General features: G+C 46.8%; 15 protein-coding genes. 12 read left to right on the forward strand and 3 right to left on the reverse strand.

Translation table 11 applies throughout. The features are described from left to right. Positions 1 to 427: 427 nt before the first annotated feature. The 6 genes from treP (at position 428) to R5H20_RS04435 (ending at position 8,516) form a co-directional block, all read left to right on the forward strand. A complete protein-coding gene (gene treP / locus R5H20_RS04415; RefSeq protein ID WP_006637429.1) occupies positions 428 to 1,840 on the forward strand; it encodes a PTS system trehalose-specific EIIBC component in 1,413 nt (470 codons plus the stop codon). A gap of 74 nt (positions 1,841 to 1,914) precedes the next feature. Beyond that, positions 1,915 to 3,603 (forward strand): alpha,alpha-phosphotrehalase, encoded by a 1,689-nt coding sequence (gene treC, locus R5H20_RS04420; protein WP_040348123.1) that lies wholly within the window; start codon positions 1,915 to 1,917, stop codon positions 3,601 to 3,603. Positions 3,604 to 3,623: 20 nt separating this feature from the next. Further along, the gene (treR, locus tag R5H20_RS04425; protein WP_006637431.1) at positions 3,624 to 4,340 is read left to right on the forward strand and encodes a trehalose operon repressor; all 717 of its coding nucleotides are present in this window, start codon (positions 3,624 to 3,626) and stop codon (positions 4,338 to 4,340) included. A gap of 104 nt (positions 4,341 to 4,444) precedes the next feature. Next, on the forward strand, positions 4,445 to 5,137 hold the full coding sequence (locus R5H20_RS04430) for an N-acetyltransferase (RefSeq protein WP_029419854.1): 693 nt from the start codon (positions 4,445 to 4,447) through the stop codon (positions 5,135 to 5,137). Positions 5,138 to 5,300: 163 nt separating this feature from the next. Then, positions 5,301 to 5,720: an NTTRR-F1 domain gene (locus R5H20_RS23530; RefSeq protein WP_224254520.1), complete on the forward strand. Its 420-nt coding sequence runs from the start codon at positions 5,301 to 5,303 to the stop codon at positions 5,718 to 5,720. A 705-nt stretch (positions 5,721 to 6,425) separates the two neighbouring features. Then, entirely contained in the window at positions 6,426 to 8,516 is a 2,091-nt protein-coding gene (locus tag R5H20_RS04435) for an NTTRR-F1 domain (protein WP_244185788.1), read from the forward strand. Positions 8,517 to 8,709: 193 nt separating this feature from the next. Here the strand turns inward: R5H20_RS04435 and R5H20_RS04440 are convergent, their stop codons facing one another. Further along, positions 8,710 to 10,989, reverse strand: coding sequence for a glycosyltransferase (locus R5H20_RS04440; protein ID WP_006639930.1), 2,280 nt, complete (start codon positions 10,987 to 10,989; stop codon positions 8,710 to 8,712). Between the two features lie 181 nt (positions 10,990 to 11,170). Here R5H20_RS04440 and R5H20_RS04445 point away from each other — a divergent pair, with 181 nt between their 5' ends. The 5 genes from R5H20_RS04445 to R5H20_RS04465 all read left to right on the forward strand — a co-directional run bounded on the left by R5H20_RS04445 (position 11,171) and on the right by R5H20_RS04465 (position 17,245). Continuing rightward, on the forward strand, positions 11,171 to 12,253 hold the full coding sequence (locus R5H20_RS04445; protein ID WP_006639929.1) for a glycosyltransferase: 1,083 nt from the start codon (positions 11,171 to 11,173) through the stop codon (positions 12,251 to 12,253). Positions 12,254 to 12,638: 385 nt separating this feature from the next. Continuing rightward, positions 12,639 to 13,745: a DegT/DnrJ/EryC1/StrS family aminotransferase gene (locus R5H20_RS04450; protein ID WP_006639928.1), complete on the forward strand. Its 1,107-nt coding sequence runs from the start codon at positions 12,639 to 12,641 to the stop codon at positions 13,743 to 13,745. Beyond that, a complete protein-coding gene (locus tag R5H20_RS04455; RefSeq protein WP_006639927.1) occupies positions 13,745 to 14,809 on the forward strand; it encodes a Gfo/Idh/MocA family protein in 1,065 nt (354 codons plus the stop codon). Before R5H20_RS04450 ends, R5H20_RS04455 begins: the two co-directional genes overlap by 1 nt. Before the next feature lie 85 nt (positions 14,810 to 14,894). Then, positions 14,895 to 16,190 carry a nucleotide sugar dehydrogenase gene (locus R5H20_RS04460; protein ID WP_006639926.1) on the forward strand — a complete coding sequence of 432 codons (1,296 nt, stop codon included), beginning with the start codon at positions 14,895 to 14,897 and terminating at the stop codon, positions 16,188 to 16,190. A gap of 143 nt (positions 16,191 to 16,333) precedes the next feature. Further along, a complete protein-coding gene (locus R5H20_RS04465; RefSeq protein ID WP_006639925.1) occupies positions 16,334 to 17,245 on the forward strand; it encodes an alpha/beta hydrolase in 912 nt (303 codons plus the stop codon). Positions 17,246 to 17,255: 10 nt separating this feature from the next. Here the strand turns inward: R5H20_RS04465 and R5H20_RS04470 are convergent, their stop codons facing one another. Continuing rightward, positions 17,256 to 17,630, reverse strand: coding sequence for a winged helix-turn-helix transcriptional regulator (locus tag R5H20_RS04470; protein WP_006639924.1), 375 nt, complete (start codon positions 17,628 to 17,630; stop codon positions 17,256 to 17,258). Between the two features lie 129 nt (positions 17,631 to 17,759). Here R5H20_RS04470 and R5H20_RS04475 point away from each other — a divergent pair, with 129 nt between their 5' ends. Then, positions 17,760 to 18,443: an NAD(P)H-dependent oxidoreductase gene (locus R5H20_RS04475; RefSeq protein WP_006639923.1), complete on the forward strand. Its 684-nt coding sequence runs from the start codon at positions 17,760 to 17,762 to the stop codon at positions 18,441 to 18,443. Between the two features lie 43 nt (positions 18,444 to 18,486). Here the strand turns inward: R5H20_RS04475 and R5H20_RS04480 are convergent, their stop codons facing one another. Further along, positions 18,487 to 22,809: a bifunctional 2',3'-cyclic-nucleotide 2'-phosphodiesterase/3'-nucleotidase gene (locus R5H20_RS04480; protein WP_040348705.1), complete on the reverse strand. Its 4,323-nt coding sequence runs from the start codon at positions 22,807 to 22,809 to the stop codon at positions 18,487 to 18,489. Positions 22,810 to 23,009: the final 200 nt, after the last annotated feature.

The raw sequence follows: 23,009 nt of genomic DNA on the forward strand, positions 1-23,009 counted from the left end.
CGATTTGCCTTGCATATGAAAGGAAAGAAAAACGCTGGTGTGCCACATAGCCATGCGGATAAGCGCGGATTTTTTCCCCGGCAATGCAGGCGGCGACCCCTAAAACTTTTATGGATTACGGAAGTTTGTTTTGCCCTCATTACATCGAAACGCTTGTGACGGATAGAGCGCATGGTCCGTCTTTTCACTTCTCATCAATCTGCATGTTCTTCTTTGAAAACCTGGCTGAACAGCGGTTTGGCAACTGTTCAGCCAGGTTCTTTTTGATGGCATACGTATTCATCATGGCCTCTCATGTTTGTGATTGAATTTCCCTTTTGTTTTACATTTTTGAAAACGCTTCAAAAAATATGTTGACTACATGTATATACAGGAATACAATATAACCGTAACATGTATATACAAGTATAAGAACGGAGGGGTTGGCATGGGGGAACTGAACAGATCCGCCCGGCAGATTGTCGATGCAGTCGGCGGCGCGGAAAATATTGCAGCGGCAACTCATTGTGTGACTCGTTTGCGATTTGCTTTAATAGATGAAAGCAATGTCGATCAAAAGGCACTTGATCAAATCGATGTCGTAAAGGGCTCGTTTTCAGCGAACGGGCAGTTTCAGGTGGTGATCGGCCAAGGGACGGTCAATAAAGTGTATGAAGAGCTGGTGAAGGAAACGGGAATCGGCGAATCCAGCAAGGATGAAGTCAAGAAGGCTTCTGAGAAAAATATGAACCCATTGCAGCGTGCTGTGAAAACGCTTGCGGACATTTTTATACCGATTCTGCCGGCTATTGTAACAGCGGGATTGTTAATGGGAATCAACAATATTTTAACGGCATCGGACATTTTCTTCAGCGGGAAGTCGATCGTTGAAGTTTATCCGCAGTGGGCCGATCTTGCCAATATGATTAATTTGATTGCGGGAACGGCCTTTACCTTTCTGCCCGCTCTGATCGGCTGGTCAGCCGTAAAACGATTCGGCGGCAATCCGCTTCTTGGGATCGTGCTTGGCGTCATGCTGGTTCATCCCGATTTGTTGAACGCCTGGGGATACGGAGCCGCGGAGCAAAGCGGCGAAATCCCTGTTTGGAACCTTTTCGGCCTTGAAGTGCAGAAGGTCGGATACCAGGGACAGGTGCTGCCGATTTTGCTCGCTTCATATTTACTTGCGAAAATCGAGCTGTTTTTAACAAAACGGACGCCTGAGAGCATACAGCTTCTTGTTGTCGCTCCGATTACACTGCTTGTGACAGGATTTGCTTCCTTTATTATCATCGGGCCGATTACATTTGCGATCGGGAATGTTTTAACATCAGGCCTTATTGCGGTATTCGGAACATTTGCCGCGCTGGGCGGCCTGTTATATGGCGGATTGTACTCCGCCCTCGTCATTACCGGCATGCATCATACATTCCTGGCGGTCGATCTGCAGCTGATCGGCTCCAAGCTGGGCGGCACATTTTTATGGCCGATGCTGGCCTTATCCAATATCGCTCAAGGTTCAGCCGCGCTGGCCATGATGTTCATTGTCAAGGATGAGAAGCAAAAAGGCCTTTCGTTGACTTCAGGTATTTCCGCTTATCTCGGCATTACCGAACCCGCGATATTCGGAGTGAATCTGCGGTACAGATTTCCGTTTATCATCGCGATGGTCAGCTCAGGGCTTGCCGGAATGTATATTTCATCACAAGGCGTTTTAGCGAGCTCCGTCGGAGTCGGCGGCGTGCCGGGGATTTTCTCGATCATGAGCCAATATTGGGGCGCATTTGCGATCGGAATGGCCATTGTGCTGGTTGCGCCGTTTGCGGGAACATACGCCTATGCAAAACTGAAGCGTAAATAACAGGAGGGGAATTGGGACGCATGCTGCAGTCTCTTTTCCCATTTTATATAGAAAGAAAGTGGTGGTGCACGAATATGGACATGAAACAACAGCCATGGTGGAGAAAAGCTGTGGTCTATCAAATTTATCCGAAAAGCTTTAATGATACGACGGGAACGGGCGTCGGCGATCTTCAGGGGATTATTGAAAAGCTCGATTATATAAAAGAGCTAGGCTGTGATGTGATTTGGCTGACGCCGATTTATGAATCTCCTCAACACGATAATGGCTATGATATCAGTGATTATTACCGGATTCATGAAGAATATGGAACATTGGAGGATGTTGAGCGGCTTTTGGAGGAAGCGCACAAGCTCGGCTTGAAGGTGATCATGGATCTTGTCGTCAACCATACGTCAACAGAGCACCGGTGGTTTAAAGAAGCATCATCTTCGAAAGACAGTCCTTACCGCGATTTTTATATTTGGAAGGATCCGAAGCCTGACGGGTCCCAGCCGACGAACTGGGAGTCAAAATTCGGCGGCTCCGCATGGAAGTTTGATGAAAAGACGGGGCAGTATTATCTGCATCTTTATGATGTCACACAGGCTGATTTAAATTGGGAAAATGAAGAAGTCAGAAAAAACGTATATGAGATGATGCATTTCTGGTTTGAAAAAGGCATAGACGGCTTCAGGCTTGATGTTATTAACGTCATCTCAAAAGATCAGCGTTTTCCGGATGATGATGAAGGGGACGGGCGAAAATTTTATACAGATGGTCCAAGGGTGCATGAATTTTTGCATGAAATGAACAGGAAAGTCTTTTCTAAATATGACAGTATGACGGTCGGCGAAATGTCATCAACAACGATCGCCGATTGCATCAAATATACGAACCCGACCAGGCAAGAGCTGGATATGGTATTTAACTTCCATCATTTAAAAGCCGATTATCCAAACGGGGAAAAATGGACGCTCAGCGATTTTGATTTCTTAAAGCTGAAGAAGATTCTTTCGGAATGGCAGACAGAGATGAATAAAGGAGGCGGCTGGAATGCGCTGTTCTGGTGCAACCACGATCAGCCGCGGATCGTCTCGCGCTATGGTGATGACGGGAAATACCGCAAGAAATCGGCGAAAATGCTGGCGACGGCGATCCATATGCTACAAGGCACTCCCTACATTTATCAAGGGGAAGAACTCGGAATGACCAATCCGAAATTTGATGACATTTCTTTGTACCGGGATGTGGAGTCTTTAAATATGTACCGGCTGATGAAAGAAAAAGGAATACCGGAAGAAGAGGTCATTGAGATTTTAAAAGCGAAATCCCGTGATAATTCGCGGACGCCGATGCAATGGAACGCCGGAAAAAACGCCGGGTTTACAACGGGGACCCCTTGGATTCCGATTCCGGACAATTACAAAGATATCAATGCCGAAGAAGCGCTGCGCGATCCTGATTCTGTTTTTTACCATTATCAAAAGCTGAACAAGCTGCGCAAAGAATGCGATATCATCACAACCGGAGATTATCAGCTTATTCTTGAAGACGATCCGGCGCTTTTCGCGTATGTGAGAAGCGGAAAAAATGAGAAACTTCTGGTCATCAACAATTTCTACGGAAAGGAAACCGAGTTCCGCCTTCCGGAAGATATTGATTGTGAGGGATACTCAGCCAAGGTTCTGATTGCGAATGACGAAGAGATTCCGGGGCAATTCACAAATTTTAAAGTGGGACCATATCAATCGATAGTTTATCATCTGGCCAAACCATGCTAAACTAAGCTGGGTGGTAAAAAATGAAAGTCAATAAATACGTCATGATTTATAAAGAAATCACAGAACAAATTGATCAGGGCATCCTGAATGCCGGCGATATTTTGCCGTCGGAACACGACCTTGCCGATCTGCATGAGACATCGAGGGAAACCGTTCGAAAAGCGTTGAATCTGCTTGCTCAAAATGGCTACATCCAAAAAATCAAAGGAAAAGGTTCCGTTGTCCTCAATAGAGAAAAAATGCAGTTCCCGGTTTCCGGCCTTGTCAGTTTCAAAGAGCTTTCTGAAACGCTTGGCAGAGAGACCAGTACAGTTGTGCATGAGTTCGGCTTGACCCATCCGAACGCATACATTCAAAAACAGCTTCGGATCAAAGAAGACGAAGAGGTATGGCGTGTTGTCAGGTCCCGAAAAATCAACGGAGAGCATGTCATTCTTGACAAAGATTATTTTATCCGGAAAAGCGTGCCTCTTTTAACAAAAGAGATATGCGAGGATTCAATTTATCAATATATTGAGGGAGAACTCGGCCTTGTCATCAGCTATGCCCACAAAGAAATCGTTGTTGAACCTTGCACGGAAATGGATCAAAAGTATTTGGATTTAAACGGATACGAGCAAATCGTCGTTGTAAAAAACTTTGTGTTCCTTGATGACACGACACTGTTTCAATATACGGAAAGCAGACACAGACTTGACAAATTCAGGTTTGTCGATTTTGCCAGAAGAGAGAAGTAGCACGGTCCGCCTATCGGCGGCCGTGTTTTTTTGTGAAGCCGTTTCTCATCACGTCCAAATTGAATATGATGCAAAAGACGGAAATGAAAAATGGGGGCGTAAACATGATTCATAAAAGTGTAACGATCGGAAAAAACGTTGTATTGGGAGAACATGTTGTAATCGAGGAACATGTGACGATCGGCGATGATGTAACAATTGGCCATCATGCTATCATCAAAAAGGACACACAGATCGGAAACGGGGTAAAAATCGGTGATTTGACCGTGCTTGGCAAAGGAACCGCTTCAAATAAAAAAATGGCGCGGCAGCCGAAATCAACAGGAATGCCTTTGACGATTGAAGATCAGGTTGTTATCGGTTCAAGCGCTGTGGTGTATCGGGATGTCTGTTTGAAAAAAGGCGTGTTTGTGGGGGATATGGCAAGCATCCGCGAACATGTGACGGTCGGAGAAGACAGCATCATCGGCCGAAACGCCATGGTGGAGAACAACACAACTATCGGCAGGAGGGTGACTATTCAAACAGGATGCTACATCACCGCTGATATGGAAATAGAAGATGAGGTATTCATCGGCCCGTGCTGTTCAACATCGAATGATAAATACATGGGAATGGGCAATTATCAATATAAAGGCCCAACGATTAAAAGGGGGGCGAAAATCGGAAACAATGCAACCCTGTTGCCATCAGTCGTCATCGGTGAACACGCGGTTATCGGGGCAGGCGCGGTCATCACAAAGGATATTCCCGCCGGCAAAACGGCGGTAGGCAATCCTGGCCGGGTCATGAAATAAAGTCATATTGTAAAAGGTAGTTTCACTTTCCATAAAATAGCATGTTAAATAACGTGTCTGCTTGAGAGAAAAGGTCATAGTATATAAAGCTTCAATATCTAATAAAGATAGTTGCAGCAATAGAGTAAAAAGAATTGGGGGGGAAATGTCCATTCAAAACGCAATGGTAAACGGCGGTTTCGAAACCGGAACACTCGCTCCCTGGGTAGGCGTAAAATACAACCGTTACAAGCGAATTTTCGCATTCCGGTTTTTTCTCTGCGAGATTGTTTGGAGGGACGTTCACATCGTATATTACACAATTTGTTGGGGGAAGGAGCCGAATTTCTTGCCTCTTTGGCGAAAACGGGATTTCTTCCGGTGCCCTCAGTCACCGATGCAGGTTGCCTATTTTGACAGTCGATTTAATTTTCTTGGGAACGGCTTTTTTGCGCTTGTGCCTTCTAGCAGAATACCAGCTGTCGAAAATAGAACGCGGCTGGAAATTTATCAAACGGCAACACCGGCTCCGCCAGGCACCACTCAGGCATTCATATTAATCAACAACCTTCCGCAAGCAGGAACCGGATATTTTAGTGGATGATGTCGCCTTATTGAGAAGAAGGTCCAATCGGAGCACAAGGCCCGACAGGTCCAACCAGCCCGCAAACAGCAATTTTCTTTACAAACACCTCTGGCTCCATTTCAGTCTAACAATCCGCCAACTATTCCGCTAAATACTGAAGTAACTGTAAGCAGCGGTCAAAATGTTAAAGTCGATTATGCACTTGCAGTAGAGACTATAAATACTGCAAACAGTAATATAATTTTTGAATTGAGGCTTCACTTCAATCGCGAAAATGTAATAGAAGCCTCGCAGCCGCTGGTACACACAAAGCTTCCCACTAGCTAGCACTTTTGTTAATACTGTGCCTTCAACTACAACAGTTGCATATACGGTAAGAGTAGCCGTTACAACGGCTTCAAACGTAACTTCTGCAACAGCATTCAATAGAGATTTGAATATAATTAGATTCCCTTAATAATGAGGGGAGATGTTCGAACAGAGCATCTCCTTGTATTTTTGAAAAGTAAGTTTTTGGGATTCCTTCTTCTGGAATTTTTGAGCAAAGTTTTACTTCATATCTTTTAAATGATTGTAAGGTGGAATTTCAAGATTCGGTTGTAAATGTGTTTTCACCATATGGAAAATAACGTGACCAAGTTATTTGAGGAAACATAGTATATGTTAGCTTCAAACTTGAAAAAGGTATTGAAGCAAATCTATGAAAAGGAGGTAAATTCCTAGATGTCAATTCGAAATGTTGTTATTAATGGAGGTTTCGAGACAGGGACACTCCCGCCTTGGGTTGGCCAAAATGCATTCGTCACTACTCAATTTTCTCATTCAGGTTTTTGGTCGGCAACATTGCTGGGAGGAAATGTAGTTTCGTTTATAGCTCAATTTGCCCCGGTTAATGCGGGAGAGGGTTTAGAGTTTCTTGTGTCTTTAGCCAAATCAGGTTTTTTACCGTCTCCTCAAGTACAGATCCAAGTATCTTATTTTGATAGTTCATTTAACTTCCTAGGACAGGGGCTTTTTGTTAATATTCCATTTAATAGATTACCAGTTGTGGAAAATAACACATGGCTTGAAGTTTATCAAACGACAGATCCTGCTCCCGCGGGTTCTACGATGGCGTTTATTTTGATAAATACGCTTCCGCAAGCTGGGACAGCAAATGTCGTTGTAGATGATGTAGCGCTTTTAGAGGCCGCTGGTGTAGCGGGTCCAACAGGTCCAACAGGCCCAACCGGCCCAACAGGTCCAACCGGAGCGACCGGCCCAACAGGTCCGACAGGTCCAACAGGAGCAACGGGAGCAACGGGAGCAACAGGTCCGACAGGTCCAACAGGCGCAACAGGAGCGACCGGAGCAACAGGAGCAACGGGAGCGACCGGCCCGACAGGTCCAACAGGCGCAACAGGAGCGACAGGAGCAACGGGAGCGACCGGAGCAACAGGTCCAACAGGAGCGACTGGCCCAACAGGAGCGACCGGAGCAACGGGAGCGACAGGTCCAACCGGCCCAACCGGAGCAATCGGAGCGACCGGGGCAACAGGTCCGACAGGTCCAACGGGAGCGACCGGCCCAACAGGTCCAACCGGAGCAACGGGAGCGACCGGAGCAACAGGTCCGACAGGTCCAACGGGAGCAACAGGTCCGACAGGTCCAACGGGAGCAACAGGTCCGACAGGTCCAACGGGAGCAACAGGTCCGACAGGTCCAACAGGCGCAACAGGAGCGACCGGAGCAACAGGAGCAACGGGAGCGACCGGCCCGACAGGTCCAACAGGCGCAACAGGAGCGACAGGAGCAACGGGAGCGACAGGAGCAACAGGCGCAACCGGAGCGACTGGCCCAACAGGTCCGACCGGAGCAACGGGAGCGACAGGTCCAACGGGAGCAACAGGTCCGACAGGTCCAACGGGAGCGACTGGCCCAACAGGTCCGACCGGAGCAACGGGAGCGACAGGTCCAACCGGCCCGACAGGAGCGACAGGAGCAACAGGCGCAACAGGAGCAACGGGAGCGACCGGAGCAACAGGTCCGACAGGTCCGACCGGAGCAACGGGAGCGACAGGTCCAACCGGCCCAACCGGAGCAACGGGAGCGACCGGGGCAACAGGTCCGACAGGTCCAACGGGAGCGACCGGCGCAACAGGTCCAACCGGAGCAACGGGAGCGACAGGAGCAACAGGTCCAACAGGCGCAACAGGCGCAACCGGAGCGACCGGGGCAACAGGTCCAACGGGAGCAACCGGCCCGACAGGAGCGACCGGAGCAACAGGCGCAACCGGAGCGACCGGCGCAACAGGAGTAACAGGTCCAACGGGAGCAACCGGCCCGACAGGTCCAACCGGCCCAACCGGAGCAACAGGCGCAACCGGAGCGACCGGAGCAACAGGTCCAACCGGAGCAACAGGCGCAACCGGAGCAACAGGTCCAACGGGAACAATCGGCCCGACAGGTCCAACCGGAGCGACCGGAGCAACAGGTCCAACGGGAGCAACAGGTCCGACAGGTCCAACGGGAGCAACAGGAGCAACGGGAGCAACAGGAGCAACGGGAGCAACCGGCCCGACAGGCGCAACCGGCCCGACCGGAGCAACAGGTCCGACAGGTCCAACGGGAGCGACCGGAGCAACAGGTCCAACAGGAGCGACTGGCCCAACAGGTCCAACAGGAGCGACTGGCCCAACAGGAGCAACGGGAGCGACAGGAGCAACGGGAGCAACCGGCCCGACAGGCGCAACCGGAGCGACCGGAGCAACAGGTCCGACAGGTCCAACGGGAGCGACCGGAGCAACAGGTCCAACAGGCCCAACCGGCGCGTAATAGTCAAAAAGAGCAGCTGAATAGCTTTGTTCTAGCCGTTTCGTATGTTTTGTATGGGGAGGTTGAAGGGGTGTATGAAAACTTCGGTTTTCATGCGCCTCTTTTTTTATGTACAGAGTCGAAGGAAAATTTGCAAAAGAAAAAGGACTGCCACCAAGCTGATGCTCATATGACAGTCCTTTCTAATGAAACATTAATCAAATTCTAGCAAATGTTTCATCTCCATTTTGATTTCATTCATGTTTGGTTTGTAAGTTTCAACTCCCGAGCTTAGACTCAAATCAAAGTAATACTCCATTTTTTTGATCAAAGGCTGGACGCATCTCTTTTTCTCTTCTTGATCAAGATGCTGTGTAAATCCGTTGCTTTGATAAGTTTTTGCTGTATTCGCGTAAACTTTTCCAATCATAAAGTTCTTCAGCGCGGTTCGCTGAGCTGGCTCCAGCTCACTCCACTTAATATCTGGCAGGTAGATGTCTTCATTAAAATTATTAATGATATATTCCATTACATAAATAATAGACGGAATTCTTTTGCCTATATTGTATGTGAAATTATGCTGATGCCTGCGGTAGCAATAGACAGGTTTGTGTACATAATGCCGTTTCCATCCGCGTTTAATGTTTACGATGCTGTTGAGTGCATCTCCTGCGTACGGATTTTTGGAATCAACCACCCAGGAATAGTTGTGATCCCGATAAAAAGACAGTTTGAACAATCCGACCATGGGATATACTCCGGAACCGCTTCTTTCAAAAACCCTGCGGACTGCTTCATCATCCGTATATGATTGATAGACCCAGCTTCCGATTCGATTTCCATTCTGATCTACCAATAAAAAATCACCGTAAACATAATCTAAATCTTCCTGTTCAAAAAAACATTGCATAAAGTCGTTGAGTACTTCTTTATTTGCCAAAAAATCATCTGCGCTTATCGGCATGACATAGTCTCCGCCCGCTTCTTCAAAAATTTCTGCAAATGCCGTATCCGCCATACCCGAATTCTCCTGATGGCATATCGTCCTGATATTGGGGTATTTATTTTTATAAGAATTGATGATTTCCACCGAGCCGTCAGTAGAGTGATCATCTACAATAATGATTTCGACGTTTGGATATGTCTGATTAATAACGGATTGAAGACATTGTTCCAAAAAGTGGGCGTAATTATAATTGACGATTCCGACTGTTATTTTGGGCGGATGGAGAAAGGCTGTCCGGACGCTCGCTTTTGTCGGTTTTGCGAATTGGGAAATGTTCTCTTCCATTTTTTTCAGTTGTTTTTCAGATGAATAATATTCTTCGATAAAAGCGCGGTATTGATTTGATGTATAGTCATGTTCAGTGACCATTTCGACCAGTTCATCAATTGTGCTCCATACAAACGATTCATCATAAATGGTTTTGGCGCCGTAAAAATTGTGGACGAGCGGTTTAATTCCTTTTGCCATCGCTTCCATGACCGACATTTGCTGGCTCTCTAAAAGGCTTGTTGATATAAGGTAATGCTTATCTTCCAAGTATTTGTTAATGTCGCTCTGCCATCCGTCGACCTGGACGCTGTCCGCCAGATCGAATTCTTCAATCATCTGTTTAAAATATAACTGATAGCGGATGTCTTGATATTGGCCGGCGATAAATAGCTTGTATCGTGGATCTTTATCATGGATTGCCTTAAAAGCATGCAATAAAAGCATCGGGCCTTTTTTATAATTAATGTAGCCGACGTAGGCGATATGAAACCCTTTGTCACGCTGCTTAAACGTATAATGGTCTAAGTTCACTCCGTTTGGAATGGTTATGGTCTTTGTTTTATGAAGGTTTTGCACTTGATCAACGATGTATTCCTCCATGTGCCTACCGTCAAAAACCACTTGATCTATGACATCCCAGCGGACTTGATAAGGATACGCCGTAAAAGCTTCATAGCTGTGAAGCCTGCAAATTAGAATTTTTTCATGCGCGAGAGGCAATTTGCTCCCGTATATGGTTAAGTTGTCACACCATTCAAACCAGCAAACATCCGCCCACTTCATTCCGGTGTCGATTTGTTTGAGATCTGTGACGATCAGCTTAAGCGTTCTGTATGATTGGGGGAGATGTTCAACTATAGGATTGATAAATGTATCTAAACCTGGTTTGACAAAGAAGATGATTTTCGGCCGCAGGTATTCGACACTGCGGAAGAGACTGAGTTTTTCCCGGAACAGCTGCTCTTTTTGAGCCTGCTCCATAAAAAGAGCAGCATCATCATACCATTCACAAGCTTCTTGTAAGCACCCTTTTTTTTCATTGATAAAACCCAAACTGATCAGCTTGCTCATTCCGAATGGATCGGTGTTCAATCTCTCTCTAATGAGCCGTTCAGCTTCCTCCCACTTTTTGTCTTCTATCATTTCAGTGATTTCACTTTCATTATTGGCAAGCTCCAGTGAGTGCAACAGCAGTTCCAATTCATTGTTTTGGCTCATCACAATCCTCCTGTCAGACGTTGAATTTCACTAGTAATATCTATATTCACTAATGGAAGGAAGTTTCCGGGTTATACATCCAAACTCTATTTGCCGGATTTATGATAAGGGCACAAACAAAATGTTCTGCTGTTCATAATCTATTGGAGTGAAGATAAAGTAACGATAAGGAGTGGATGATTTGATCACAATCAGTCTCTGTATGATTGTCAAAAATGAAGAAGAAGTATTGGCAAGATGTCTTGATACCGTAAAAGACATTGTAGATGAAATCAATATTGTCGATACCGGTTCAACCGATAAAACAGTAGAAATTGCTAAACAATACACGGATCGCGTCTTTTTCTTTGAGTGGATCGGCGATTTTGCCGCCGCAAGGAATGAATCGTTTAAGCATGCCACAAAAGATTATATTCTTTATCTTGATGCGGACGATGTCCTGCTTGAAAAAGACCGGAAAAAATTAAAAGAATTAAAAGAAACGCTTGATCCATCCGTGGATTCTGTTTCCATGTATTATGACGCCGGCACGGATGATTTCGGTAATGTGACGCTGAGATACCGCCGCAACCGTCTTGTAAAAAGGGAGAAAAATTTTAAATGGAGAGGCGACTGCCACCAGTATCTGGAGGTTTACGGAAATATCATCAATGCCGATATTTCGGTGACACATAAGAAAATCCGCCATTCAGTCGGACGCAATCTCAATATCTATCAAAAGAAAATCGACCGCGGCGATGCTTTTTCACCGAGGGACTATTTTTACTATGGAAATGAATTAAGAGAAAACGGCCATTATGAGAAAGCGATTGAAAGCTATAATAAAAATATAGAAATGAAAGAAGGCTGGATTGAAGATAAAGTATACGCGTGCATCAATAAAGCGGACTGCTACAGGTTTCTCGGAGATATGGAAAATGAGCTTAGATCGTTGTTTCAGTCATTTGAATTTTCCAAAACGCCGCGAGCCGAGACATGCAGCAGAATCGGCTATATTTTTCAGCGCCGGCGCGAATATCAGGCTGCTATTTACTGGTATGACCAGGCGACAAAGCTGGTGCCTGACTCAAATAAATGGAGCTTCAGCTATCCGGCTTATTACACGTGGTATCCGCACCTGCAAATGTGTGTATGCTACTATAATTTAGGCGATTTTGAAAAATCGTACCAGCACAATGAAGAGGCAAGAAAATACCGTCCAGAGGACAAATCTGTTCTTCATAATAAACAATTATTAGAAAGCAAATTGGGGCTTTCTAAATAATCAACAAAAGACTTACTGAACAAGTAGGTCTTTTTTTTCGCATCAAAAAAGATATCGAGCTGAAACTCAATTTCCGTCAACAAGTCTATTTTTTGCTAAAGCATTGTTTCCATAAGAATAAAATCGGTATTCACGTTATCATGGCGGCTGGGTTACCCCGTTGGTTCTGATTGGCCATTCGTTCGATTGGATTCACATAAATCGAGTTTGAAGAATACAAGATTTTGATTTGAAACATCAGATCTCCTTATACCATCGTTCCTTCATTAAATAGAAAAATGAACATTTCCGGAACCTCAAGTAAAGTGAGATACCCAGCCGTGGCAAGTTACCAGAATCGATCATAAATTATTTTGGAACTTTGCCAAATCAAGGAGGAAAATAGATGATTCCGTTAATTAATCTCAAACGGCAGTTTCAAACGGTTAAACACGAGATTTTAAAAGAATTTGAGCGGGTGCTAGACAGCGGGCAATATATTTTGGGACCGAAAGTAAAAGAGTTGGAGAAGAAAATAGCGGAAAAACTTGGCGTTCGTGATGCGGTGGGAGTCGCCAACGGGACGGACGCTTTAGTGCTGACGCTTGAAGCATACGGGATCGGCAAGGGGGATGAAGTCATCACAACCCCTTTCACTTTTTTCGCGAGTGCTGAAGCCGTCTCAAGGGTCGGGGCGACACCGGTGTTCGCGGACGTCGATCCTGAAACATACAATCTCGATCCGGCAAAGATAGAAGAACGCATCACCCCTGCCACAAAAGCGGTCATTCCCGTTCATATTTTCGGCCAGCCGGCTGATATGGACGACATTATGGCGGTTGCCAAAAAACATCGGCTGCTTGTGATCGAAGACGCCTGCCAGGCATTTGGCGCAACATATAATGACCGTCCTGTCGGCAGTCTCGGAGATGCGGCTTGTTTTTCGTTTTTTCCGACGAAAAATTTGGGGACATTGGGTGACGGAGGGATGGTGACGATATCAGATTCTGAAGCCGCCCAACGTGTAAGAACACTCAGAACGCACGGAACAAGCAAAAAATACTTTCATGACAAAATCGGCTTCAACAGCCGGCTTGATGAATTGCACGCCGCCGCCTTGCTTATTTTTCTAGAGAAGATCGACGGTTGGAATGAACAAAGAAGAAAAATCGCCGGCCGGTACCGTGAGGCTTTGGCTGAGGCGTCACACCTGACGCTTCCGAAAGAAAAAGAAGACCGCTCCCACATTTACCATCTCTTTTGTATCGGAGCGAAAAACCGCCGGGAGATCATGCAGTCGCTTGAGGCGCAGCAGATTCATACAGGCGTTTACTACCCGTGCTGTCTTCATCTGCAGGATGTTTATGCTTCACTGCCTTACAAAAAAGGAGATTTCCCAGTAGCTGAATCATTGTCTGAAACGCTGTTCGCCATTCCGATGGATCCTTTCCTGCCAAGCGATGAACAGGATCAGATCATCTCCGTGCTGCTGGCAAGTGGGGGAGGGGAGTGATGACGCTTCGTGTTGGCTTAATCGGCTGCGGCTATATGGCAAAAAAACATCTGCGCGCTTTGAGCGGCTGTCATGAAGCTGAGCTTGCGGCCGTCAGTGATGTCGAAAAAGACAGAATGGCTGAAGCGGCTGAATACTATGCATCCCTGAGAGGCGAAAGTCCTGCGATAGCCCATTATCCGCAATATACGAGCCTGCTGGCCGATACGAAAATAGAGGCTGTGATCATTGCGGCCGTTTCAGGTCTTCATGCGGAAATGGCGAAACAATCTTTGCTGGCTGAAAAGCATGTCATTTTGGAAAAACCGATGACACTGTCGCTGGAGGAGGCCGATGAACTTATTCAGCTGGCTGAGCAAAAAAACTTGAAGCTCATGGTCTGCCATCAAATGCGCCATCGGCCGATTATGAAAAAAATAAAAGAAACGATAGCAGAAGGGAAATTAGGGAAGCCATACTTAGGCGCGGTTTCGCTGCGCCTCAACCGCTCTCCCGCATACTATGCGGCAGCTTCGTGGCGGGGGAGCTGGGAAAAAGACGGAGGAATGCTGATCAATCAGGGGATACATCTCATTGATCTTCTGCAATGGTTTTTAGGAGATGTGACAAGCGTATACGGAGAAATACTTACCGCGGCGCCTGGGAAGGAAACGGAAGATGTAGCGGCCGGCATCCTGACTTTTGCCAACGGGGCAAAGGGAATCATAGAAGCAAATATTGTAACACAGCCAAACAATCTGGGAAGCTCGCTCTCTATCTTCGGGGAAAACGGTACGATTTCATTGGAAGGCCCTTCTTTCAACCGGATCTCCCGCTGGTATATCGCCGGAGAAGAGGGAGACATAGAGGAAGCGTCACAGCTGATTGCTCTATCGGGCGAACAGTCTGCGATGTATCAAAACTTCATTCGCGCAGTCCAGGATGGTGAACCGCTGCTGATTGACGGAAAAGAGGGTAAAAAAGCGCTGGAAGCGATATTCGGCATCTATCAATCCGCATTGATCAAACAGCCTGTACGGCTTCCGCTGTCTTCATTTCAAACCTCTGATATGAAAAAGAAATAGTTTTGTGAATTAGTAAATCGTCCCTTTCAAAAAAGAATATGAAACATATTTTATTAAAGGAATGTATGAAGGGGCGATTAAATACATGAACAATCAAGAATATCAAAACCAGACGATAGCTGTCATAGGTTTAGGGTTTGTCGGTCTGCCCTTGGCTATGCTGTTGGTATCCAAAGGCTTTCCGGTCATCGGAGTTGATTTGGACGAACAAAAAATCAAATCCTTAAAAGAGGGAAGCAGCTATATTTCTGATATAAAAGGCGAAACGGTGAAAAACGCTGTAAACAGCGGCTTTTTCCGGCCAGTTTCGGATTATCGGCTGATCAGGGAAGCCGCTGCTGTCATTATATGCGTCCCGACCCCGTTAACAGATGACTCGGCGCCAAATTTGGATTATGTGACAAAAGCGGCAGAATCAATCGCCGGGCATCTGCAAAAAGGCCAGCTCGTGGTCTTGGAAAGCTCGACATACCCAGGCACGACGAGGGATATGGTCAAACCGATTCTTGAAAAAAGCGGCCTTGTCTGCGGAAAGGATTTTTATTTGGCCTATTCCCCCGAACGCGTTGACCCGGGAAATCAGTTCCCGATCGAAGTCGTTCCGAAGGTGGTCGGGGGGACGACGGAAGCGTGCCGGGATAAAGTATATCAATTATACAGCAGGATTTATCAAGAGGTCGTTCCGGTTACATCCCCCGAAACGGCAGAGCTCACAAAACTGCTGGAAAACACGTACAGGTTCATCAATATTTCATTTATTAACGAGTTTGCGATGATCTGCGACCGGCTCGGCGTGGATGTATGGGAAGTCATCAAAGCGGCCAGTACGAAACCGTACGGATTTGCGGCATTTTATCCAGGCCCGGGGATCGGAGGCCACTGCATACCGGTTGACCCTTTATATTTGCAGTTTGTCATTAAAAAAATCGGCATTTCAAGCGATTTTATTCAGCTTTCAGAAGAGATGAACGAAAGAATCGTCCGCTATATTGCCGAACGCGCATTGCAATTGGCTCAAAAGGAAAAGGCTACAGAAGCAAACATTCTCATCTACGGCGTTACCTATAAACGAAATGTCGCGGACGTCCGTGAATCAAAATCACTCGACATCATCGGGAAGCTGGTCGGGATGGGAGCGGAGGTTTCTTATCATGATCCTCATTTTCCGGAGCTTCACATCGGCGGCAAACAACTTCGCAGTCAATCGATTGATGCCGAGTCACTGAAGGATTATGACTGTGTCGTCATATTGACGGACCACGCCGAACTGCCGAAAGAACTGCTCTTGCACCATGCAAAGGTCGTATTTGATACGAGGGGGGTTTTAAGAAACGGCTCAGGAAAAGCTAAAGTCGTTCAGCTTGGAAGCGGTCTTTCATAGCGATGTCTTCGATCGCCCGAATACGATCCATCATGAAAACGGCCACCAGACCGAAAAGCCGCTCGGAACGACCGGTGTTCACACTCACGCCCAAACCGGTTCAGAATACAATGTGGTAAAACAGAGCGTAAAGGGTGAGGACCGTGTGGATCGGAATTTTGTTGATCATCTTGGGGTTGGGGATCAGTATTTTTGCCGTCAGTCTCATTGTCAGCTATTTGTTTGTGCTTCCGAACCGAAGCAGCTATGAAGAAACGTTCTTCAGCGGGATCAAGAATGGGGAAATTGTTGATGACGTGTTTCAGTCACATGATAAAGAGGAACTGTTTTTGACTTCTGCCGACGGCTGCCGGCTTCATGCGATGTTTTTCCCTGTTCCGGATAGCAGGAAAGCCGTGATGATCACCCATGGCATTAAATGGTCGCTGTTTGGGGGCTATAAATATGTCGAACTGTTCCAGTCGCTCGGCTACCATGTGCTGCTCTGCGACAGCAGATGCCACGGATTAAGCGGCGGATCGCATGTTTCCTATGGCTTTTATGAAAAGAACGACTTGGCATTGTGGGCGGATGAGCTTGAACACAAGCTTGGAAAAGATGTATTTATCGGTGTGCTCGGCGAATCGCTGGGAGCGGCGGCTGCCGTTGAACTGATGAAACAAGACCGCAGAATTCAGTTCTGCATCGCGGATTCCTGCTTCAGCGATTTAACCGAACTCTGCCGCCATCAGCTGAAAGGGGTTGTCAAGCTTGCCGTGCCGCTTCTGATTCCGCTGATAAGCAGACTGATTAAAAGGAGGCATGGCTGGAGTCTTGCCGACATTTCTCCGGTCCGCAATCTTGAACAGACAGATACGCCTCTTTTCATCATCCACGGCAAAAATGATCAGCTTGTGCCTCCGCAAATGGCCGAACGGCTTTACGAGAAGAAAAAGGGGGTCAAAAAGCTGTATTTGATTGAAGGGGCCGGACATGTCGGCGGGTTTCGCCAAAATCCGGAGGAATATTTCCGAAAGGTTCAAGACTTTTTACTGAGGGTGGAGCCTGTCAAATAGGTTTTGGAAGCTATTCTGCTGCGGCCGATTTTCTCCGTGCTTCATCTATTTTACCGGCATGCGACATTCCCCAGTTCATCATTTGATTGATGATGGGTATGAGAGTTTTACCGAATTCTGTTAAGCAGTATTCGACTTTGGGCGGAACCTGCTTATAAATTTCGCGGTGAACAATGCCGTCGCGCTCCAATTCGCGGAGCTGAAGGGTCAGCATCCTTTGGGTGACGCCGGGGATTAAGCGGCGGAGTTCATTAAAACGTTTTTTCCCATCGATTAAATGAAACAGAATCACGCTTTTCCATTTGCCGCCGATAATATCTATCGTCGCTTCTACAGGACATGAATAACCGCCGGGGGCTGTGCAGTCTGCCGCATGTTTTTTCATCTTGATCTCTCCTTAGTATAAAAAATGATACTATCCAACAAAAATGTGCGTACTTTTTATCTTTTATTATAATAATTAAAATGTAATTGAGAAAGGAATATACGCTATAGCAAAGGAGAGAAACAGATAATGGCAGATCAATCCAAGAAACAGGAGATTCTTGATGCATTTCAATTCAGACATGCCACTAAAGAATTTGATCCTGACAAAAAAATTTCTGATGATGATTTTCAGTTTATTTTAGAAGCGGGCAGACTGTCGCCAAGCTCAATCGGTCTTGAACCGTGGAAATTTGTCGTTGTTCAAAACAAAGAGCTTCGCGAAAAGCTCCGCCAAGTTTCATGGGGGGCGCAGGGGCAGTTCCCGACGGCCAGCCATTTCGTGCTGCTGCTCGGCCGCACGGCAAAGGAAATGAGGTATGACTCCGACTATGTCGCACATCAATTAAAGCATGTGAAAAAAATGCCGGATGACATCATTGAAAATATGCTCAAAGAAGACGGTGTGATGAAAAGCTTTCAAGACGGCGATTTTCACTTGTTTGAAAGCGACAGGGCGATGTTTGACTGGGTCTCCAAACAAACGTATATCGCACTTGCCAATATGATGACAGCGGCCGCTTTGATCGGAATTGATTCATGCCCGATTGAAGGATTCAATTATGACAAGGTTCATGACATTCTTGAAAAAGAAGGGCTGCTTGAAGAAGGGCGGTTTGATATTTCGGTCATGGCCGCTTTCGGATACCGCGTCAAAGAGCCGCGTCCGAAAACAAGACAGGCGCTCGATCAAGTAGTGAAATGGGTCAAGTGAAGAAAAAAAGACGGTTCAGAAAGAGAACCGTCTTTTTTGATGTTTACATGTGATTGATGTTGCGTTTTTTTCGCTGGTAAAGGTAAAGGCCGCCGCCAGCTGCAAGCAATAGAAGACCGAGCATGAGCCAATTGTAGAAAGTTGTAGCTGTGTTGGGGAGAGATCCGTTTGCCGGATCAGCCGGTGCTTGCCCTCCATTCCCCCCGTCATGGCCTGAACCATTTCCAGAGCCGCCGTTATGGCTTCCGCCGCCCGGAGCATCCGGACGTTCGCCGCCAGCCGAGCCGTCTTGTGATCCCGGAGGGGCTGAAGGCGTTCCGGCATGACGGGCATGTAAGACGGTATACTCGCTGAAATGGTCAACATAGCCGGCGGCGGTATGGTCTTTGCTGTAGCCGTTCTTTACTTTTGTAAAGCGGTTATGCTTCCGGTCGACATGGTAGACGCCAGCTTGCTTGTCAGGATGATCCACCTGGAAAAACAGTCCGACCGGCTCCTTGAATGAGCTGACGGCTTTTCCGTTTTGCTGAATGCTGAAATCATAAACCTTTGTGACCGCCTGTTTGATGTTTTTTCCAATCCTGATGCCGATTTTCGTTTCTTCGTCTGCCAGATTTGCAGCCGGCAGCTGCATGGCGATTTTGTCATTCTTCAATGTGATGCTTGGATCGTTTGGTCTTGCTTTTATGAGGTTCGTCTGCGCTTTTGTCATGTTCAGCCTGATGTCTTCCCGTTCTGTTTCAGGGAAATAGGCGATCGCCTTGTTCGCGTTTTTTGCGTATGTTTTGAACGGCTCTTTCTTCAGTGTCCAAGTGCCGTTTGTCTGCCGGTCCGGCAAGAAGACTTCCGTAATTCTGTTTTCGATGTTCGGTGAGACAGAGTCGTACAGTTTCAGCTGTTCCGTGAAAATCTCATAATCGCTAAATCCAAGATCTACGCCATTTTTGGCATTTTTAAAGACGGTGTAGCCGTCACCGCCGCCGCCCATGAAGTTGTTTGTGGCGACACGGTAGGTTTTCTTCGGATCAAGCGGTCTTGACGTTCCTTTTTCATCGATAAGCTTCACATCGAGTATGCGTTCCCCTTTAGGCTTATTTAAAGTGAAAGTAACCGTTAAACCGGCCACATGAGGAAACGCCCCGCCGCCTTCTTCCACCTGGCTGACTCCATGCTCGAGCGCTTCTTTAATCTGCGCTCCGGTCATATCGGCAGCGTAAAGCGTGTTTCCGAACGGCATCACGGTGAGGACTTCGCCGAGGGTGATCTTGCCTTTGTCGATCCCGCTTCTGATTCCGCCGCCGTTTGTGATCGCAATGTCAGCGCCTCCGGCTTGCCTGGCTTTTCTCAGCATGCCGTCCGCGATGAAATTCCCGAGATTGGTTTCCTTTGATCTGACATGCTCGCGTTTACCATCAAGCGGAACATCGGCATAGCCGACCCGCTCCGTTTTGACGTCTTCCAATTCCTGCTTAAAATCATCAAGGACGTTTTTGACATCAGGCTCCTCTGCCGCATGATCGTCAATGGCGATCAAGTCAAAGCTGGATTGGTCTGTTTGAACGATGCCGTCCTCATCAAAGGCGACATCGACTCTTCCAAGAAACTGCCCGTAGTCTTTTACTTGGGCGACGATCGTCGGCTCAGTGTTTGGAACGACTTCCAAATGGTCGACAAGCGTATGCGTGTGCCCGCCGATGATCAAATCGATTCCCTGAACTTTTTTGGCCAGCTCCAGATCGCGGTTGTAGCCGATGTGGGTAAGGGCGATGATTTTGTTGACTTTTTCTTTCTCTTTAATTTCTTTGACGGTTTTTTCGGCGGACGAATAAGCGTCATGGAAGGTAATGTTCGCACCGGGGCTTGACGTATATGACGTATCCTCGGTCGTCAATCCAAAGACAGCGACTTTTTCGCCGTTCACATCGAGCAGAATGTACGGATAAATCCCCGTTTCCTTCCGTGCGCCTGCCTTTAAGACGGCCGGTTTCTTTTGGAATCGGCTCAGCTTTGGTTCTTTTGCGACATCGACATTTGCGCTGACAATCGGAAATGATGGGGCTTCAAACGAGTGTTTGTTCGCCGGATCAACGGCCGCGCCATTTCCGCCGAGAAAATCGGCGAGCACCTGCGGCCCTTTGTCAAATTCATGGTTGCCGAATGTCATCGCATCATAGCCCATCATGTTCATCAGCTTAAGATCGGCGAGCCCGTTCCATTTTGTAAAATAAAGATCTCCTGAAAAGACATCGCCGGCATCAAGCAAAATATTGTTTTCCGTTTGTTCGCGGATTTCTTTTACTTTTGCGGCGCGCCTTGCCGCATCATCAAGGTGTGCATGCGTATCATTCGTATGCATCACCGTTAATCTCCAATGATCGTCATTCGGCGGAGGCTCTGCACCGTCTGTTTCAAAATTCAGCTTGTACACGCCATATCCGCTATTGGCCGATTCTCTTACAAAATCGATGTCCTTCGCTTTCTCAGCAAAAGGTTTTGCAAGAAGGGAGGATTCAAATGTCACCTCGGCACCTTTGATTGGCGCGATGGACCAGTTATTGTCGGCGGCCGGGTTGATCGTTCCTTTTTCAATAATGTAGTTCATCAGCACCTGCCGGTTTTCATCAGCAGCCGCATAAACGACTTTATCCTGTGTCAAATGCGGGAATCCGCCGCCTCCCGAAGCGCGGTAGTTGTTGGTGACAATGAGAAATTCCTGATCATCCTTCACCGGTTTGCCGTTATAGGCCAGGTTTTTGACGCGGCTTGCCTGCGGGTTTTTCAGTCCGCCATTGGCATCGTATTTCGCCGGCTGTGTGACATCGATCTGATAGGTCACGCCGTCAATCACATCAAAATTATAGGATCTGTAATCTTGATTAAGGAGCGCCTGTTCTTCCGTTTTAGATGGATCAATTTGATTAAACTGGCCTGCGGACATCTCGATCCAGTCCTTGACTTCTCTTCCGTTCAGTTTGACGATATACAGTGTATTATCGTATAGATACAGATCTCCGATATTTTTTATGGCAAGGCCGCCGGCTTTGATATTCGTATAATAGTCTGGACCGTTTCGGCCTCCCGCTTTAAACGGAGCGCCCGCTGATAAAATCGGAAGGTCCTTATATTCCGTGTCTTTCATGACATCTTCCGCATACCATTTTTGCGCATCTGTGACGATCTGGATGGACGGATCATCCTTTACCTGTGAGAAAAAGCTGTTAATATCGGCTTCCGTTTTGCCGACGGGTTTGCGGACGTATTCCAATGTTTTTTCATGGGTATCTTTGATTGCTGCCGTCACGGTCTCGTTTTGTGAGCCGACATTCCCGGCAATCGCTTCCGTTTTCGCGCTTGCATCTTTGACCGTCCAATGACCGTCTTTTTGTTCAAGCTGCATATCGATGATGCCTAAATGGCTTCCCCAGTTTTTCGGCATCACGACCGGAATCCCGTTGATTGTCCCTTTTTGAATATCGATTTTGGCATTTCCGGCATAATCGGGGCCCGGGAATAGACCGTGCTGGTGGCCGGAAATGATCGCGTCGATTCCTTCCGCTTTAACGGCCAGATCATATACGGCGTTTTCCGCGCCTGCCTGCTGTTCTTTTGTTTCAATTCCGGTGTGCGCAATCGCAATGATGACGTCCGCGCCCTCGGCTTTCATTTTCGGAACCATTTCTTTCGCTGATTCCGTAATATCCTGGACCTTGATTTTGCCGTCAAGGTGCTTTTTATCCCATGTTAAAATTTGCGGCGGAACAAATCCTATGTAGCCGACTTTCAGCTGATGCTTTTGTCCGTTTTCATCAGAAAATGTCCTCTCTTCTATATGATAGGGCTTATATTTATGCCGCCCGTCCAATGTTTTGATGTTAGCGTTGACGATGGGAAATTCTGCGCCTTTGACGGTCCCGTCCAGAAATTCAAGACCGTAGTTGAATTCGTGGTTTCCAAGCGTTCCTGCATCGTATTGAAGCTTGTTCATGACATCAATGATCGGATGTATTTTTGATCTGGAGGTGATTTGTTCACGTTCATGTTTGAAGACATATTCTCCAAGAGGGTTTCCTTGAATTAAGTCGCCGTTGTCGACGAGAAGTGTGTTTGGATTTTGGCTGCGGTATTTTTGGATCAGCTGCGCCGTTCGGGCCAGTCCGAATGCCGCCGTCGCTTTGTCGGCGTAGTAATCATAATCCATGATATGTGCATGAATATCCGTCGTGCCTAGTATGCTGAGCTTGACGAGCGGATGTTCGCTATGTTCTTCTGCATGAATCTGGGTGTTTGGAATAAGTATGCTGAATATCATCACTGAGGCTAGCAGAATACGGAGAACTAAAAAACGTCTTTTCTGTATTCCCACCATTTCTCCACCTTTCAGATTAAAGTCACACCCTCTATTGTAAGAACTTTTTGTAAAGTTTTGTAGATATTTCGTTTCGAATATTGTAAACAGTCAGAAATTGATTCGAAAGTCCTCATCCGAAAAGGTCTTGAAATAGGTACTTTATCAGATGAGCATGACATGTTTTATTTAGTGTGGCAGGGGTAAAAGAATTTATGTAA

Source organism: Bacillus sp. KICET-3, from assembly GCF_033261025.1.
Classification (GTDB): Bacteria; Bacillota; Bacilli; order Bacillales; family Bacillaceae; genus Bacillus; species Bacillus sonorensis.

Coding starts and splice junctions, on each gene's coding strand:
- R5H20_RS04450 (WP_006639928.1), top strand. CDS start 12,639: ATGATTCCGTTAATTAATCTCAAACGGCAGTTTCAAACGGTTAAACAC.
- R5H20_RS04460 (WP_006639926.1), top strand. CDS start 14,895: ATGAACAATCAAGAATATCAAAACCAGACGATAGCTGTCATAGGTTTA.
- treR (WP_006637431.1), top strand. CDS start 3,624: ATGAAAGTCAATAAATACGTCATGATTTATAAAGAAATCACAGAACAA.
- R5H20_RS04455 (WP_006639927.1), top strand. CDS start 13,745: ATGACGCTTCGTGTTGGCTTAATCGGCTGCGGCTATATGGCAAAAAAA.
- treP (WP_006637429.1), top strand. CDS start 428: ATGGGGGAACTGAACAGATCCGCCCGGCAGATTGTCGATGCAGTCGGC.
- R5H20_RS04480 (WP_040348705.1), bottom strand. CDS start 22,809: ATGGTGGGAATACAGAAAAGACGTTTTTTAGTTCTCCGTATTCTGCTA.
- R5H20_RS04470 (WP_006639924.1), bottom strand. CDS start 17,630: ATGAAAAAACATGCGGCAGACTGCACAGCCCCCGGCGGTTATTCATGT.
- R5H20_RS23530 (WP_224254520.1), top strand. CDS start 5,301: ATGGTAAACGGCGGTTTCGAAACCGGAACACTCGCTCCCTGGGTAGGC.
- R5H20_RS04440 (WP_006639930.1), bottom strand. CDS start 10,989: ATGAGCCAAAACAATGAATTGGAACTGCTGTTGCACTCACTGGAGCTT.
- R5H20_RS04475 (WP_006639923.1), top strand. CDS start 17,760: ATGGCAGATCAATCCAAGAAACAGGAGATTCTTGATGCATTTCAATTC.
- R5H20_RS04430 (WP_029419854.1), top strand. CDS start 4,445: ATGATTCATAAAAGTGTAACGATCGGAAAAAACGTTGTATTGGGAGAA.
- treC (WP_040348123.1), top strand. CDS start 1,915: ATGGACATGAAACAACAGCCATGGTGGAGAAAAGCTGTGGTCTATCAA.
- R5H20_RS04435 (WP_244185788.1), top strand. CDS start 6,426: ATGTCAATTCGAAATGTTGTTATTAATGGAGGTTTCGAGACAGGGACA.